At 67.8% G+C, this 15,383-nt stretch carries 13 protein-coding genes and 1 pseudogene; 7 read left to right on the top strand and 7 right to left on the bottom strand.

The annotated features are described in order from the left end of the window. Nucleotides 1-550: 550 nt before the first annotated feature. Nucleotides 551-1,531, bottom strand: a complete 981-nt coding sequence (locus tag THSYN_RS26665) for an MBL fold metallo-hydrolase (RefSeq protein ID WP_100921797.1) — start codon at nt 1,529-1,531, stop codon at nt 551-553. Nucleotides 1,532-1,674: 143 nt separating this feature from the next. On the opposite strand from THSYN_RS26665, the gene THSYN_RS26660 reads away from it, so the two are divergent. Continuing rightward, the gene (locus THSYN_RS26660) at nt 1,675-2,490 is read left to right on the top strand and encodes a DUF2189 domain-containing protein (RefSeq protein ID WP_100921796.1); all 816 of its coding nucleotides are present in this window, start codon (nt 1,675-1,677) and stop codon (nt 2,488-2,490) included. A 43-nt stretch (nt 2,491-2,533) separates the two neighbouring features. Here the strand turns inward: THSYN_RS26660 and THSYN_RS26655 are convergent, their stop codons facing one another. Continuing rightward, nucleotides 2,534-3,199: a sulfotransferase family 2 domain-containing protein gene (locus THSYN_RS26655; RefSeq protein ID WP_100921795.1), complete on the bottom strand. Its 666-nt coding sequence runs from the start codon at nt 3,197-3,199 to the stop codon at nt 2,534-2,536. A gap of 71 nt (nt 3,200-3,270) precedes the next feature. Here THSYN_RS26655 and THSYN_RS36880 point away from each other — a divergent pair, with 71 nt between their 5' ends. The 3 genes from THSYN_RS36880 (at nt 3,271) to THSYN_RS36275 (ending at nt 7,651) form a co-directional block, all read left to right on the top strand. Further along, nucleotides 3,271-4,821 carry a DEAD/DEAH box helicase gene (locus tag THSYN_RS36880; RefSeq protein ID WP_261341374.1) on the top strand — a complete coding sequence of 517 codons (1,551 nt, stop codon included), beginning with the start codon at nt 3,271-3,273 and terminating at the stop codon, nt 4,819-4,821. Nucleotides 4,822-5,213: 392 nt separating this feature from the next. Then, nucleotides 5,214-6,296 carry a UvrD-helicase domain-containing protein gene (locus THSYN_RS37055; protein ID WP_335582524.1) on the top strand — a complete coding sequence of 361 codons (1,083 nt, stop codon included), beginning with the start codon at nt 5,214-5,216 and terminating at the stop codon, nt 6,294-6,296. Continuing rightward, nucleotides 6,272-7,651 carry a 3'-5' exonuclease gene (locus THSYN_RS36275; RefSeq protein WP_236848710.1) on the top strand — a complete coding sequence of 460 codons (1,380 nt, stop codon included), beginning with the start codon at nt 6,272-6,274 and terminating at the stop codon, nt 7,649-7,651. The genes THSYN_RS37055 and THSYN_RS36275 overlap by 25 nt, the downstream gene beginning before the upstream one ends. 809 nt (nt 7,652-8,460) lie before the next feature. Here the strand turns inward: THSYN_RS36275 and THSYN_RS26645 are convergent. Together THSYN_RS26645 and THSYN_RS37475 are read right to left on the bottom strand one after the other, a co-directional pair. Next, nucleotides 8,461-9,213: a tetratricopeptide repeat protein gene (locus THSYN_RS26645; RefSeq protein WP_157817955.1), complete on the bottom strand. Its 753-nt coding sequence runs from the start codon at nt 9,211-9,213 to the stop codon at nt 8,461-8,463. A 6-nt stretch (nt 9,214-9,219) separates the two neighbouring features. After that, nucleotides 9,220-9,408 (bottom strand): annotated as a pseudogene (locus tag THSYN_RS37475) (hypothetical protein); the annotation flags it as partial. Nucleotides 9,409-9,505: 97 nt separating this feature from the next. On the opposite strand from THSYN_RS37475, the gene THSYN_RS26640 reads away from it, so the two are divergent. Continuing rightward, complete coding sequence (locus tag THSYN_RS26640; protein WP_100917404.1) at nt 9,506-10,516, top strand: IS1 family transposase; 1,011 nt, start codon at nt 9,506-9,508, stop codon at nt 10,514-10,516. Here the strand turns inward: THSYN_RS26640 and THSYN_RS26635 are convergent. Further along, nucleotides 10,511-12,787: a toll/interleukin-1 receptor domain-containing protein gene (locus THSYN_RS26635; protein ID WP_172965345.1), complete on the bottom strand. Its 2,277-nt coding sequence runs from the start codon at nt 12,785-12,787 to the stop codon at nt 10,511-10,513. The genes THSYN_RS26640 and THSYN_RS26635 overlap by 6 nt on opposite strands. 291 nt (nt 12,788-13,078) lie before the next feature. On the opposite strand from THSYN_RS26635, the gene THSYN_RS37470 reads away from it, so the two are divergent. Beyond that, nucleotides 13,079-13,210 (top strand): hypothetical protein, encoded by a 132-nt coding sequence (locus THSYN_RS37470; RefSeq protein WP_418219896.1) that lies wholly within the window; start codon nt 13,079-13,081, stop codon nt 13,208-13,210. After that, nucleotides 13,192-14,166: a thiamine-phosphate kinase gene (thiL, locus tag THSYN_RS26625; RefSeq protein WP_100921793.1), complete on the top strand. Its 975-nt coding sequence runs from the start codon at nt 13,192-13,194 to the stop codon at nt 14,164-14,166. The genes THSYN_RS37470 and thiL overlap by 19 nt, the downstream gene beginning before the upstream one ends. Nucleotides 14,167-14,361: 195 nt before the next feature. Here the strand turns inward: thiL and THSYN_RS26620 are convergent, their stop codons facing one another. Continuing rightward, nucleotides 14,362-14,775 carry a hypothetical protein gene (locus tag THSYN_RS26620; RefSeq protein WP_100921792.1) on the bottom strand — a complete coding sequence of 138 codons (414 nt, stop codon included), beginning with the start codon at nt 14,773-14,775 and terminating at the stop codon, nt 14,362-14,364. Between the two features lie 33 nt (nt 14,776-14,808). Beyond that, nucleotides 14,809-15,375: a hypothetical protein gene (locus THSYN_RS26615; protein ID WP_157817954.1), complete on the bottom strand. Its 567-nt coding sequence runs from the start codon at nt 15,373-15,375 to the stop codon at nt 14,809-14,811. Nucleotides 15,376-15,383: the final 8 nt, after the last annotated feature.

The raw sequence follows: 15,383 nt of genomic DNA, 5'->3' as shown, positions 1-15,383 counted from the left end.
CCCGCGGCGGGACGGGGCATTCGCCCCGTCCCGAACGCCTATTCTGTTGCCGACGTTGGCGCGAACCCGTGGGTCCGGAGAAAACGTTTCGGACGGGGCGAATGCCCCGTCCGGCGCAGGGGATCACTCCGCGACTCCCCAAGCCCCGAAGGGGCCTGACATACCAGCCCAGGGCAACGCCCTGGGGTAGCGTCGATTAATCGCCTCAACGCTGAAAGGGCGTGACATAAAGGTGCAGGGCCCGATGTCACGCCCTTTCAGGGCTGGGTTTCATTCTGTACCTCATACCCAGGGCGTTGCCCTGGGCTGGTATGTTCGACCCCGTTGGGGTCGGCACCTAACGTGAGCTGGTGGATGCGCTGCGCTTATCCACCCTACCCATGCTCGCGCCGAACGGGGTATGTCCCATCAACCGCGGCGGGACGGGGCGAATGCCCCGTCCGGCTTGGTTGCCGGGACAACGTTTCGGACGCAGCGCACGGCCCATCCGGCTTGGTCGCCGGGACAACGTTTCGGACCCGGCGCATGCCCCATCCGGGTTTACGTCCAACTACTTGAGAACCCGCCCAGCGGCCGACTTCTCAAGCCGCCTGAGCCAGACCTCCAACCCCTGCGCGTTGAGCTCGGTGTCGAGCGCGAGCAGTTCGATGATGCGCCCGTGGTCCATGTCCACCCCGTGGGCGCGGGCACTGGCGACCAGGTGCCGGGAGACCGCGTCCTTGAGCCGCGCGGCGCGTCCGGGATCGTCGCGGTCCTCCTCGGCCAACGCGATGGCGGCCAGGGCGCGGATGCTCTCGCGCAGTCCATCCACCAGGGTTTCGGGGGCATCGACGCGGCCGTAGTGGGTCAGGTACATGGCCGTCGGCTTGAAGGCCATGAGCTTGTCCAGGGTGGTCAGCCAACTCTCCGGGTCGAAGGCGACCGGGGTGGTGGGGGCGAAGAGCCAGGGGGCGGCGGCCTGGTCGAACTCGCGGTAGGAGATGCCGAAGGTATCGCCGGTGAAGAAGCCGCGGGTGCGTTCGTCGTAGATGCAGCCATGGTGGTTGGCGTGGCCGGGGGTGTCGATGAAGGTCAAGGTGCGCCCGGCGAGGTCGAATTCCTGGCCGTCCGCGGCGATGATCATGCGCGCCTTCGGCACCGGGAGCAGGTGCCCGTAGTCGCGCGCGAAGCCGTCCGCCCCATAGACCGCGCTGGCGCCGGCGATCAGGCGGGCGGGGTCGAGCATGTGGGGCGCCCCCTTGGGGTGGATGACCAACTGTGCCCCGGGGCAGGCGGCGATCAGGTCGCCGGAGCCGCCGGCGTGGTCCAGGTGGACATGGGTCGGCATCACATAGTCCACATGGGCGGGGGTGAGCCCAAGCTCGCCGATGAACTGGAGCAGGCGCGGCACCGTGTGGGCGGTGCCGGTCTCGACCAGGGCGAGGCGGTCGTGGGAGCGCACCAGGTAACAGGCGGCGAGTCCGTGGCGATAGAGTCCGGTCTCGATGCGGAAGACCTGATCGGCGACTTCCAGGATGGCGGGGGACGACATGGCGGCTCCTTCGGGGCGTGGGGGTTGGGTCAGGCCGGAGATTCTAAATCGAGGCGACGTGCGGTAGCGCACCGCGCCCTGGATTTTTGTATCATCGGGCGCACAATGAATCTTGAGTATAGAAAAAACCCGGAGGACCGACCATGAACGAAGCCACCATCGGCACCCTGTCTGAACTCAACGCGGCGCCGCGCGAGCGCGTCGACGTCGACGTCGACATCAACGCGATCACCCTTGAACAACCCTGGGAATGGCTCCGCAAGGGCTGGGCGGACCTGCGCCGCGCCCCCGGCTTCAGCCTGACCTACGGGGCCGTCTTCGTCGCCGTCAGCCTGCTCATGACCCTGGGCCTGCTGGCCGACGGTCTGTTCTTCATCGTCCCGGTGCTGGCCGCCGGCTTCTTCCTGGTCGCGCCCATGCTCGGCATCGGGCTCTACCAGATCAGTGCGAATCTGGAGACGGGCGCGCCGGTGCATTTCTGCCAGGCGCGCGAGGCGTGGCGGCGCAACGCCGTCCAGCTCGCGGCCATGGCCCTGGTCCTGGTGTTTATGATGCTGGTGTGGATGCTCGCCGCGATCCTGGTGTTCGCCCTGTTCTTCGACAACCCGGTGCCGACCTGGGAGCGCTTTATCCCGGTCGTCTTTCTGTCCGGGGAGAACAACACCTTCGTCCTGGCCGGGGTCCTGGTCGGCGGCGTGATCGCCGCCTTCACCTTTGCCATCAGCGCGGTGACCGTGCCCATGCTGATGGACCGTCCGGCGGTGGACGTGATGACCGCCATGCGCACCAGCGTCGCGGCGGTGCGGCGCAACTGGCAGCCGATGGGCCTGTGGGCGGTGCTGATCGTGCTGTTCGTGGGGCTCGGCATCCTTACCTGGTTCATCGGTCTGCTGGTCGCCATGCCGCTGATAGGCCACGGTACCTGGCACGCTTATCGGGACCTGGTGGCGCGGGATTGATGAGTTCAAGGATGAGGGATGAAGGGGGACTGGCGGGTTGCGTTCAGGCTTGGGGGTCGAAGGTGTAGCCGAGCATCTGGATATCGCGCTGGAAGTGGCGGGCGATCAGGTCGGCGGTCTCGTCGGTGTAGTAGCTGCGGTAGTCGTTGGACCTGTCGGTTGCCTGGCGGGCGTGGGGCAGGGTGGGGGCAGGGATGCCGATGCGGGCGCAGGCGGTCGCAAAATCGGCGTGCAGGTGCTCGTAACGGCCGATGAAGTCGACTGCCAGGTTGCCGTGCAGGTCGATCAGATAGTCGCTCTGCCACTCGATGGAGGTATCCAGGTGGTACTGGTAGGGGCGTTGCGGGTCCAGCTTCCAGCGCAGGAAGTCCGCGAAGGTCTCATGCCCGTCCAGTAACCGGGGCCGCTCCCGGCGGATGTGGTGGAAGGAGCTGACCTGCAGGTCCCAGGGGTTGCGCACAAAGGCGAACTTGAAGAGTTCATCGAAGAACTCCTTGGGCAGCATCTCCTTCGCGGCCACGACCTTGGCGTGGCGCGGGAACTTGCTCCCGAGACGGTGACCGCTCAGGTGACTGAAGCGGCTGCACAGGAACATCGGCCAGTACCAGGGGTCGGCCCAGCGCCGCCGCTCCAGGGCGGCGCGCACGCTGGTGCCGCCGGTCTTGGCGATATGGACGAAGAGGAAGCGGTGTTTGACGGAAAGCAGCATGGTGTGGATTCTATCCGAGCCGCACGCCGGGTGCCTACGCGCACCGCTGCCCTTTCTTGCATAATCACGGCGTGGACCCACGGCTCAACGACTTCCTGTCCCGCGCCCTCCTGCTCGACCTGGAGACCGGCCCCAATGGGGCCCTGCACAAAATCGGCGCGGTGCGCGACGGGGCGACCTTCCTGCGGCAGGGGCGCTTCGACGAGCGGGCGGCGCTCGCCGATCTGGACCACTTCGCCGCCGGTGCCGAGCTGGTCCTGGGCCACAATCTGCTGGGTCATGACCTGCACTGCCTGCGCGCCCGGCAACCGGCCCTGGCGCTGCTCCAGCGGCGGGTGGTCGACACCCTCTTTCTGTCCCCCCTGGCCTTCCCGGAAAATCCCTATCATCGCCTGGTGAAGGACTACAAGCTGGTGCGCGATACGGTGGCGGACCCGGTGGCGGATTGCCGCCTGGCGGCGCAGGTGTTCCGGGAGCAGTGGGCGGAATTCGCCCGCCGCGCCCTGGGCGGGGAGGCGGGGCTGCTCGCCATCTATCGCTTCTGTTTCCGCGGGGCCTCGGGGCTGGAGTCGGCGGCCACCGGGGGCACGGGCGTCTCGCTGGTGTTCGCCGCACTCGGGGTGGACCTGCCGGACGTGCCCGGGGTCCTCAACCTGCTGCGCGGGTGCTGGGAGGGACGGGTCTGCAAGGGCGCGGCCCAGACCCAGGCCCTGCGTTACCTGAGCGACCCGCAGTTGCGTCCGGCCCTGGCCTATGCGAGCGCCTGGCTCCAGGTGGCGGAGGGCCGCTCGGTGCTGCCGCCCTGGGTCAAACACCGGTTTCCCGCGACCACGGCCCTGCTGCACGCACTGCGCGACCTGCCCTGCGCCGCGCCGGATTGTCCGTGGTGCCGGACCACCCATGACCCCCTGGGCCAGCTCAGGCGCTGGTTCGGCCTGGACCAGTTCCGCCCGGAGCCCAAGGACAGCGACGGCGGCAGCCTCCAAGGTGCCATCTGCGCCCACGGCATGACGGAGGGCTCGCATCTCGCCATCCTGCCCACCGGAGGCGGCAAGTCGCTGTGCTTCCAGTTGCCCGCCCTGGTCCGCTACCTGCGCCGCGGCCAACTCACCGTCGTCATCTCCCCGCTCCAGGCACTGATGAAGGACCAGGTGGACAACCTGGTGCGCAAGACCGGAACCATCCAGGCCGCCGCCCTCTATGGGTTGCTGACGGCACCCGAGCGCGGCGAGGTGCTGGAGCGGGTCCGCCTGGGCGAGATCGCCATCCTCTATGTGTCGCCGGAGCAGTTACGCAACGTCTCCTTCCGGCGCGTGCTGGAGTCCCGTGAGATCGGCTGCTGGGTCTTCGACGAGGCGCACTGTCTGTCCAAGTGGGGCCACGACTTCCGGCCCGATTATCTCTATGCCGCCCGCTTCATCCACTGGAGAACTATGTCCAGGAGGCCGGGCGCGCCGGGCGCGACCGGGCGCCGGCCCGCTGCGTGCTGTTGTACGACGAGCAGGACACCGAGGGGCAGTTCCGGCTGGCGGCCGGTTCCCAACTCTCGCGCGCCGACATCGCCGAGATCCTGCGCGGCCTGCGCCGGGCGCGCCGCGACCAGGACGACTGTGTGGTCCTGACCGCCGGTGAACTGCTGCACGACGGGGACCTGCGGGTCGGGTTCGACGCCGAGGGCCGGGACTCCGACACCCGCGTGCGCACCGCCGTCGCCTGGCTGGAGCGCGCCGGGTTCGTCGAGCGCAACGAAAACCGCACCCGTGTCTTCCAGGGGCGCCCGGCGGTCGCGAACAGGGAGGAAGCCGAGCGGCGCATCGCGGGCCTGGGGCTCTCCGCGCAGCAGCGCGAGCGCTGGCTGGCGGTGCTGGATGCGCTCTTCAACTGCGAGCCGGACCAGGGCCTGACCGCCGATGAACTGGCCCAACTGCCTGCGTTCCGCCCACCCCAGGGCGCGGCCCCGGCCTGGGATCGCGGTGAGACCGCCGGTCAGCGGGTGCTGCGCACACTCTACGACATGGCCAAGGGCGGCCTGCTGCACCAGGGGCCCCAACAGAGTGCCTTCATCCGCTACAAGGTCGCCAACCCCTCGACCAAGCTGCTGGAGCAGGTCTGCACCGTGGAGCGGGCCATGCTCGCCGCCCTGCGCGAGGAGGCCCCGGACGCGGACGACCGCGCCTGGTATCCGCTCTCGATCCGGCGGCTCAACCAGCGCCTGCGCGACCAGGGGGTGGACAGCAATCCGGGACTGCTGTGCGACCTGCTGGGCAGCCTGGCCCGCGACGGGCGCGGGCTGGCCGGGGCGCGGGGGAGCCTGGAAGTGCGCCAGCGCGAGCGCGACCACTATCTGGTGCGCCTGCACCGCGACTGGTCGACCCTGGATGGGCTCGCCCAGCGGCGCCAGGGGATCGCCGCCGTGCTGCTCCAGGCGCTCATCGCCAGGATTCCGCCGCAGGCCCCGGCGGGCGCCGAGGTCCTGGTCGGCTTCGGGCTCGACGAACTCACGGCGGCCCTGCAAGGCGACCTGACCCTGGCCGGCAATCTGCCCGATCCCCTGGCGGCGGTGGAGCGGGGGCTCCTGTTCCTGCACGACCACGGGGTTATCGCCCTGCAGGGCGGCGTGGGGGTGTTCCGCCAGGCCATGACCATCCGTGTCCTGCCGGAGGCCAAGGGCAGGCCGTACAGCAAGGGTCACTATGCACCGCTCGCCCAGCACTATGGGGAGCGGGTCTTTCAGATCCATGTGATGGACGTCTATGCCCGTCTGGGGATGGAGAAGATCGCCCAGGCGATCGGGCTGGTCGTCGCCTATTTCACCCTGGAGCGCCCGGCCTTCGTGCGCCGCTATTTTCCCGACCGGCAGGAGGTCGTGGAGCGGGCGACTACCGCGGAGTCCTTCCGGCGCATCGTCGAGGCCCTGGACAACCCGGAACAGATCGCCATCGTGGCCGCGGAGCCGGAGACCAACCGCCTGGTCCTGGCCGGCCCCGGCTCCGGCAAGACGCGGGTCATCGTCCACCGCTGCGCCTATCTGCTGCGGGTCCTGCGGGTGGAGCCCCGGGCCATCCTGATCCTGTGCTCGCGGACGAGGGGCGCCTGACCCTGCTCGCCGTGGGCGACGATGACCAGAACATCTACGCCTTCCGTGGGGTGAGCGTGGACTTCATCCGCCGCTTCAAGGATGACTATCAGGCGCAGATTCACTACCTGATCGAGAATTACCGTTCTAGCGGTCACATCATCGCCGCCGCCAACGCACTGATCGCCCACAACCGGGAGCGCATGAAGACGGGCCAGCCGGGCCGCATCGATCGGCGCCGCCGCCGCGAGCCGCCCGGCGGGCGCTGGGAGGCGCTGGACCCACAGGGCCGCGGCCGGGTGGAGGTCCTCGAGTTGCCCGACCCAGGCCGTCAGGCCGCTGCCCTGGTAGACCTGATGCAGCGTCGGCGCGCCCTGGGCGGCGGGGACTGGTCCACGTTCGCCGTGCTCGCCTACCGTCACGAAACCCTGCAGCCGATCCGTGCCCTGTGCGAGGCCGCGGGCCTCCCGGTCGCCTGGCGCGGCGACCTGCCGCCCCTGCACCGGGTGCGGGAGATTGCCGCCTTCCTGGACGGGCTCGCCGCCCTGGGTCACACGCCCTGCACGGCCGCCGACCTCGATGCCCGGCTGCTTCCGGGGGAATCCGCCTGGCGGCAGGTGCTCCTGGACCTGATCGACGACTGGCGGGGGGAGGCGGGCGAGGGCGCCGTCGCCGCCTCCCGCATCCTGGAGTTCTGCTACGAGACCCTGGGCGAGCAACGGCGCGACCGGGGCCTGGGCGACGGCGTGCTGCTTGCCACCCTGCACGGGGCCAAGGGCCTGGAGTTCCCCCACGTCCTGATCGCCGACGGCCGCGGCGGCGGCGCCCCCGGCCGGGACGATCCGGAAGAGGTCCGGCGGCTCTACTATGTCGGCATGACCCGCGCCCGGGAGACCCTCACGCTCGGGCGGCTGCCGGGGGGCGCCAACCCGGCGCCGCGCCTGTTCGAGGGCGACTGGCTGCTGCACACCAGGGTCGAGATCGACGCGCCGCCCGCCGCCATCGTCACGCGGCGCTACGAACTCCTGAGCCCCGCGGCCATCGACCTGGGCTATGCCGGGCGTCAGTCGCCCGGGGACCCGATCCATAGCCGCCTCGCCGCACTTGCCACCGGCGCCGCGCTGCAACTGCGGGCCCAAGGCGATTCGGTCCTGCTCTGCGATGCGCGGGGCGGCTGCGTGGGCCGGCTCTCCCGGCGCGCCGCCGCCGACTGGCTGCCGCGCCTGCCCGCCGTCGAGTCCGCGCGGGTGGTCGCCCTGCTGCGGCGGCGCCGCGACGACGGGGATGCCGAGTACCGCGATACCTGTCGCGTGGAGACCTGGGAATATCCGCTGGTGGAACTGGTGTGGCGGGCCCCGGCGGCGGAACGGTCCTGACCATCGCGGCGGCCACTGGGAGCGCCGCACCCCAGTGCGGCGCGGCCTATCCTCCACACGCAACGCCGCGGTCGCGTGCGAGATCGCGCCGCACTGGGGTGCGGCGCTCCCAGTAAGTGCCGGCTCCCACGCTCCGGCGTCACTGCCGTTGAGTCAAGCACCGCCGCCCAAGCCCCTGGAGTCCAAGGCTTCAGCCTTGGAGCGCGCCAAGGCTGAAGCCTTGGACTCCAGGCAGAGGCGAGCCGGTCGGCGAGTGCGCCTTAATGGCAGTGACGCGGGAGCGTGGGAACGAGAAAAGGCCGGCGGAGCCCGTCCCTTCGCCCCGGGTTGTCTTGAGCCCCGAAGGGGCATGACATACCAGCCCAGGGCAACGCCCTGGGTATGAGGTGAATAACGGAGCCTAGCCCTGAAAGGGCGTGACAAAAGCAATCGCGCTATGATGTCACGCCCTTTCAGGGCTAAGCCGATTAAATGGTGCTATCCCAGGGCGTTGCCCTGGGCTGGTATGTGCGACCCCGTTGGGGTCGGTGCGCACGATAAGGTGGAACGGGGTACTAGGACCAAGGCTTTGCGGGGGCGCAGGAGATGGGTTTCGCTGCGCTCTACCCATCCGGGCTGGCGGCGCGGGGAACGCGGGCGGCGGAGTTCGCCGTGGCGTCGCGGCGCGGCCGCAGGCCGCTCCCACAAGGGCCTTTCATGTTCCGCGGTCGCGTCGCGGCTGAAGCCGTTCCCACCGGGTCCCGGCCTGACGTTCACGGTAAGCAATGGCTGCCCAGGCTCGCAGCGGTGTCACGCGGGCCAGGGCCGGGTCAAGGCGGTGGGTCGGACCCGTCGCCGTCGGCGGCCAGGTCGGCGCGCTCTTGGGTGATCTCGCGGCGCAGCGCGTCCGGGTCCGGGAGCCCGGCGGTAGGTTGGGCGGGGATCAGGTCCAGGGCCTGGTTGAGCCAGTAGAGGGCGCCGGGGTGGTCGCCGTGCTTGGCGGCGCGATCGGCGCATTCGCGGCAGTCGGATAGCAGCGCGGACGGGTTGTCGGCGGCGCGGGCGGCGCGGATTGCGAATACCTCCTCTCGGAGTACCTTGGCCTCAGCGGAACGGCCCAGAGCCGTCAGGGTCAAACCGATGTTGTAGAGCGAATTGGCGATATCGGGATGCCCAGCCGGCAGGGCCTTGCGCCAAATCGCCAGGGCCTCTTCGTGCCGCTCCAGCGCCTCCTGATGCCGACCGAGGTCGCCGAGCACCCCGGCAATGTTTTTGAGCGATTGGGCGATATCGGGATGCCCGGCCGGCAGGGCCTTGCGCCGGATGGCCAGGGCCTCTTCGTGTCGCTCCAGTGCCTCCTGATGCCGACCGAGGGCGTCGAGAACTCCGCCGATGTTGTCGATCGCGATGGCGATGAAGCGATGCCCCGCCGGCAATGCCTTGAGCGAGATCGTGAGGGCCTCTTCCTGCCGCTCCAGCGCCTCCTGATGCCGACCGAGGGCGGAGAGCACCAATGCGATGTTGTTGAGCGATTCGGCGATGTCAGCATGCCCGGCCGGCAGGGCCTTACGCCGGATCGCCACAGCCTCTTCATGTCTTGCCAATGCCGGCACAAGTTTGCCAAGGTCCCCAAGAATGAGCGCCGTTAGGCCCAACGCCGCCGCGGAGTTCGCGCTGCTTGCACCTTCTGCCGTTCGGATCAACGCCAGGCACTCCTCCGCAATGCGGAGTGCCCGCTTCAACTCACCAGCGTCGAATAGGGCTACCGCGAGTGGCACTGGTTCAGTTTAATTCCTGTTTACAAGACATTGAAATATATGTAATATATCTAGTTCGGCGCGGGTTTCCGTCACTTTTTGAATAAGTGAGAACTTCTTGAACGGACAATGGACATGCCCTCATTGCAATTCACAGAATTGTCGGCATCACAAGACGTATCAAACCGGTCATAACGGTACGCGTTTGCTGTGGCGATGTCAAAGTTGCAATAGGCTCTTTTCCGAGACCAAAGCCACCCTTATCGAGGGGCTCAGGAAACCGACCAGCTTCATCATTCAAGTGCTCAAAACGCGCACTGAGGGGATCGGCTTGAACGCCGCCTGCCGGGCCTTCGCGATTGCGAAGAATACGTTGCTCCTATGGGAGCGTCGCCTGGCCGATTGCAAGGATGTGCTGGTCATATATGCCCTGACGCACACCTTTATTGAGCAACTGATCGAAGGTGATGAGCTTTATACGAAAGTGAATAGGAATGTCCCCCCGGAGGATTGTGAAGGCTGGACGATCGTACTGATGGAAAGGGCAAGTCGATTTATCTGGGCGCTTCAGTGCGGGAAAAAGGATCGCAGCCTATTTTCATATGCCATACAAATACTTAGAGATGTCATCCTGCGTACTGGCGATGTCACTCTAGTCACCGACGGGGAACGTCGGTATGGCAATCTCCTGTTTGAAATTTGCCACGAAGTATTGCGAACCGGAAAACGCGGCCGCCCACCGAAAGTGCTTCGTCGCGGTGTGAAGGTGCGCCTTAAGAATAAAGGGAAAGGAACTGATAGAACGGGGCACTCGCGTCCCAAATACGAAACCCCTCATCCGGAGCATCCAGAAACCGATCAAGATGTGACGCCAGCCGATATTCATGCTAATCATTTGGAAGCATCGAACGCTTCATTTCGGCGAAAGAATTCTGCTTATCGCCGCCGAACGAATACGTACGCGAAGAGCATTTCTGGTTTGCAAAGAACATTGGATATGTTGTGGATTGTCCATAACTTTATTCGCAGCCACTTCACGACAAAACAGGTTCCTGCGGTGGCTCTGGGGATTCTCCAGCAGGGACTCTCGTGGGATGAGGTCCTTAGAGTTCGACAGCCCAGGTTATAAAAATACTACAAAAACATAAGGATAAGGAAGAACCAAACTGAACCAGTGCCCCGCGAGTCGATTGAGCCAAAATCGGCGCATCCCTTCGGGCACCCCATGCGGCTGCCGGCCATAGGCATCCAGCCAGGCTAGGCGCCGCCAGACGGGCCAGCGGTCCTCATTCTGTTTGATCGCATCCCAAACGGCCTCTGGCGACACGCGCCGCGCCTTGAGGTCGCCGACGAGTAGGCGGCTGGCGGACCGGGCATGGGCGATATTGAGCCAGTAGAAGAGTTCGCCGTCCAGTGCGCGGCGGCGGGGCTGGTCGCCAACATGGTCGAGCACCGCCAGGTGCAGTTCGGCGATGCCGCGGTTGTGCGGCGGCAGCACGGCCGCGAGCCGGGCCAGGAGTGCCTGGGCGCGCTGTTGGCGGTCCCGGCGGCTCTGGCGGTTGCGCAGGTGCTGCGCGAGCAGCGGGTTGCGGAAGCGGAAGACCTCCTGATCGGGGAAGTTCGGGTGTCGACAGCCCAGATAGTCGAGTTGGGGCTCAGGTGCGTTCGCATCGACGGCTGATTGTTCACTCCCCCTCATCGCGGGAGAGAGCCGTGGGGAGGGTAGGCCGTTGGGCTTGAGCCCGGTAATCCCCCATTCCAGGCGATTGAGCCCGTCATCGGTCAATCCAGCGCGCAGATCGACCCAAGTGAAGGCCTGGAGGAACAGCGGTAATGCCGGCTCGACCGGTGCGTCGGGGAGCAGCACCGGGATCACCGGCAAACGACGTGTCACGCATTGGGATAGACAGGCGCGCATTTCCGGGACTTCCCACGGACCCAGGCCGTCTCTGCCGACCAATACGGCGGCCGTGTGCACCGATTGAATGATCCTTTCCACCGCCTCCTGCCAAGGCCGTCCCGGCACCAGTTCTTCTTCGTCCAGCCAGACCTTCAGACCGCGTGCCTGTAGCGCCTGGGCCAGTTGCCGCACCGCCGGCTTGTCCCGGCTGTTGTGGCTGAGGAACACGTTGAATGATTCTGGCTCCCCTGCGTGGGAGGGCGTTGGGGGGAGGGGGTGAACGCTCAGGTTGGCAGCCGTCGGATCGGCCTGCGGCTCCACCAGGTGCGCATCGAGCAGGTCGAGCAGTCGGTCGCGGCGCGCCTCGTCCAGACCGAGACAGTCGGCGACGATGCCGAAGGCGATGTTGCGCCCGCACAGACAGCCGTGGTCCAGAAAGCTGCGCAGGTCCGCGGCGGCCTCTGGTCCGGCGTCGGAGCGCATCCGCTCGATCAGCCCGTGCAGTGGCCGGAAGATCCCGGGGCCGAACAGTTGGTCCAGGTCGGCCAAGGACTCGGCCTGGTCGCGCAGTCGCCAGACTCCGGCCGGGTCCGGGCCGATCAGGTCGCGCTGGGCCAGGTCCACCAGGGTCAGTGCGGCGAGCCCCGGGCTGCCCTGGGCACGGATGGCGACGGCCTGGAGCAGCGGGCGCGGCAGGGCCTGGGCGCCTAGGCAGCCGGCGAGCCGGTGGTCCAGGTCCGCAGCCGTCAGTGGTTGCAGGGCCAGGCGCAGGGGGGCGAGGTCCTGGTAGTCGCACTCCCGCCCGGCGTCGTGCTGGGTGAATGCGAGCACCAGCCCCGGCAGGCTCGGCAGCCATTGCAGCAGCAGGTCGCGCACGCTCGCCTCGGGCTGGCGCTGCTCCGGGATCTGGAGCAGCACCCCACCGCCGCCGCGACGGTCGGCGACCGACTCGGCCAGGTCACGCAGGGTCTCGAGGAAACGCTCCGGCGGCGGGCGCGCCTGGTCCGGGGTCCAGTGCCGCAAGAACAGGCCCGGCAACCGGGCGGCCGGGAACTCCAACTCGATGGCCAGCGGCAGCCAGGCGAGTCGGTCCCAGCCCGACAGGTTGACCCGGAGCTTTACCTTGACCTCGTTGAACTGGGCATGGATGGCCGCGGCGCGGCGTGCACCGGCCTTGCCCTGCCGCTGGCGCAGCTCGAGCAGGACCTTGTCCAGATAGTCCTCAGCCAGCACCCCGTCCGGGCTCGCCGCGTCCAGGTCCAGCACCGCATGGACCAGGGGCCAGCCGCACCGCCCGGCATCGAAGGCGGCGGCGCGCAGCAGATAGGTCTTGCCGCTGCCGGTGGGACCGCGCAGTTCGATCACGCGCTGAAAGGCCGGGTCCTCGCCGCACAATGCAGCACGCAGCCGCCCGCGCAACGCCGGGTCGTGCAGGTTCCAGCGGTGGTACTGGTCCGCGGGGCCGGTAAAGCCGAGACCAGCGGGGGTGGAGAAGGCCATGCGAACTGCTCCGGGCTTGGGTTCCGTTACCGGTGCGCAGGATACCGCGGGCACAGTCGCGGAGTCATGGGGCGCTATTGTCGCTGAGTCACCCTGGGAATTCCGCGAAGCCATGACGATCCGCGTCCTTCCGGAGGCCAAGGGCAGGGGGCAGCGGACGTGCAGCTATGCTCCTGTCGCGTAAGATCGCATTGGCTCCCAACAAGGCCGAGGCCCGGTGCGCGAATCGTGTCGACACCGGCTGCCCGCGGGGCTAATCTTTCCCCGCGACCGCCGAACATCCTACCGCCTATGCAAGCAACGAAGCTCAAGACCCTTGAAGACCTGCTGTGCGACCCCGACGAGCGGGTGGAACTGATCGACGGCGAGATCGTCTCCCCGGGTCACGAGCGCAAAGATACCCCATGTCCGAATTCGACCTGATCCGCACCCATTTCGCCGCCCTGGGGTCCACCCGTGAGGACGTCATCTTAGGCGTCGGCGACGACTGCGCCCTGCTCACGGTGCCCCCGGGCCAGCAATTGGCGGTGAGCATCGACACCCTGGCGGCCGGGGTGCATTTCCTGCCCGATTGTGACCCGGAGGCGCTCGGTCATAAATGCCTGGCGGTGGGGCTGAGCGACCTGGCGGCGATGGGCGCGGCGCCCGCCTGGGCGACCCTGGCACTGACTCTGCCGGCGGACCTGCCGCGCACCTCGCCGGATTGGCTGGCGGCCTTTGCCCACGGCTTCGGGCAACTGGCGCTGGCGCACGGCGTCGCCCTGGTGGGGGGCGATACCACCCGCGGACCCCTGTCCATCACGGTGCAGGTGCATGGGCTGATCCCGGTCGGTGCCGCGGTCCGGCGCGCCGGTGCGCGCGCGGGTGATCTCGTCTGTGTCAGCGGGACCCTGGGCGACGCGGGGCTCGCCCTGCGCGCACTGCTCGCCGGGGAGGTGCCGGCGTCGGACCTGCGGGCGCGGCTGGAGCGGCCGACGCCACGGGTCGCAGTGGGGCTCGCCCTGCGAGGGTTGGCGAGTGCCATGATCGATTGCTCGGACGGTTTGGCGGCGGATTTGGGCCACATCCTTACGGCAAGCGGGGTAGGAGCGGAACTGGACTTGGCCGCCCTGCCGCTCACTGGGGCCGTGGCCGCGGCGGTCGCCGAGACCGGGGACTGGGGCCTGCCGCTCGCCAGTGGTGACGACTATGAGCTGTGTTTCTGCCTGCCTGCCGGGTACCGGGAGCGGCTTGCGGTGATCGCCGCGCGGTGCGGTTGTCCACTGACTCCGATCGGGCGGGTCCTCACCGGTTCGGGTCTCGTCTGCCGCTCGCCCGCTGGGGCGGTGGTCGCGTTGGACGCCGCCGGGTTCGACCATTTTGCCGCGGGGGCGCGCTGAGGCGGACCTCCCCGCGGTGGTGCCCTGTTACATCAGGGTGGAGATACCAGGGCCACTAGCCGAACCGTACGCGTAGGGTGCGTCGCGCGCACCGAGGCGCTGCCAAGACTTACGGCGTTTCGCTCCGCCACAGCCTCTCAAGGTGCGCACGGCGCACCCTACGTCAATAGGTCCGAGTCGTTGCGCCTGGTGCTACTAAAGCGCGGGCGCCGGTACCATGGCGCCGGTGGGGGCCACATCGACCGTCGGTTTCTTGTCCCCCTTGCGTTCGTCGGCGGTCGCGGCCGGACCCAGGTTAAGGGCGGGTTTCGTTGTCGGCATCGACTTGCTCGTCGTGTCGCGGTCCGCCTGGGCCTTGGTCGCCTGTTGGAGTGCCCGCCTGAGCCGCTCGCGCTCGCGCTTGAGGGTCCGCAACTGCTGGCCCTCGTCGCCCGCCGCGCCGGTGTAATCCTTCAAGGCGCCGCGCATCTGCGCCGCGCTCGACCGGATCTCGGCCTCGATGGATGCCAGTTGTTGGGTCAGACCATTGATCTCGGCGGGTCCGGCCAGGGTGCCGGTGGCGGTGAGGGCAATGAGCAAGACCCCGAGCGCGCGTTTGGATTGCCTCATCTTTTCTCCGTCGAGTTGGTGATCATTCGTGCTTCAGGGCGGCACTCGCCCGGTGCGACTGTCCGTCGGCGCTGGTTTGACGTCAGCCGCGGCCGGGCCTTTCCGGGCGGCGCGGTTGGCCGTCTCCAGCTTGTGTCTGAGGTCGATCTCCCGCACGGTGAGATCGCTGAGATTGGCCCCGCGACGGGGCGTCGGTGTCTCATCAAATGCGGCGGTGGCCTTGTCTACCTGGGGTTCGATGACCTCGAGCCGGTGCTGAATCTCCGGGCGCTGGTGCAGGAGTGCCCCGGCCTCATTGCGCCGCTGGGTAGCCTCGGCCTGCGTGATGTCATGTACGATCTTGTCCCGCCGCCGCTTCAGTTCCCGCAGGCGCAGCCCGACGTTCCGAATGGCCTGTTGGTCATAGACACGCAGCGTCGACTGCAGCTCGGTTTCGGTTTCGGCAATGACCTGATTGGCATTGGTCAGGTCCTGTTGCAGCAGCATCAGGTCGGACCCGGCGAGGGCGACCGGCGACAGGAGCAGACCGAGCCACAGGATCATGGGGCGCAGGCAGCCGATACAGGGCAGCGTGGGCGAATGGTGAGCGGCGGGAGTCACAGCCAGGA

Source organism: Candidatus Thiodictyon syntrophicum (assembly GCF_002813775.1).
Lineage (GTDB): Bacteria > Pseudomonadota > Gammaproteobacteria > Chromatiales > Chromatiaceae > Thiodictyon > Thiodictyon syntrophicum.
This window is presented reverse-complemented; position numbering and strand designations above follow the sequence as displayed.

What these genes read in the sequence shown, in the direction of transcription:
- THSYN_RS26665 (WP_100921797.1), bottom strand. Translation starts at nt 1,531, where the DNA reads ATGTCGTCCCCCGCCATCCTGGAAGTCGCCGATCAGGTCTTCCGCATC.
- THSYN_RS26660 (WP_100921796.1), top strand. Translation starts at nt 1,675, where the DNA reads ATGAACGAAGCCACCATCGGCACCCTGTCTGAACTCAACGCGGCGCCG.
- THSYN_RS26655 (WP_100921795.1), bottom strand. Translation starts at nt 3,199, where the DNA reads ATGCTGCTTTCCGTCAAACACCGCTTCCTCTTCGTCCATATCGCCAAG.
- THSYN_RS37055 (WP_335582524.1), top strand. Translation starts at nt 5,214, where the DNA reads ATGGCCAAGGGCGGCCTGCTGCACCAGGGGCCCCAACAGAGTGCCTTC.
- THSYN_RS26635 (WP_172965345.1), bottom strand. Translation starts at nt 12,787, where the DNA reads ATGGCCTTCTCCACCCCCGCTGGTCTCGGCTTTACCGGCCCCGCGGAC.
- THSYN_RS37470 (WP_418219896.1), top strand. Translation starts at nt 13,079, where the DNA reads ATGCAAGCAACGAAGCTCAAGACCCTTGAAGACCTGCTGTGCGACCCC.
- thiL (WP_100921793.1), top strand. Translation starts at nt 13,192, where the DNA reads ATGTCCGAATTCGACCTGATCCGCACCCATTTCGCCGCCCTGGGGTCC.
- THSYN_RS26620 (WP_100921792.1), bottom strand. Translation starts at nt 14,775, where the DNA reads ATGAGGCAATCCAAACGCGCGCTCGGGGTCTTGCTCATTGCCCTCACC.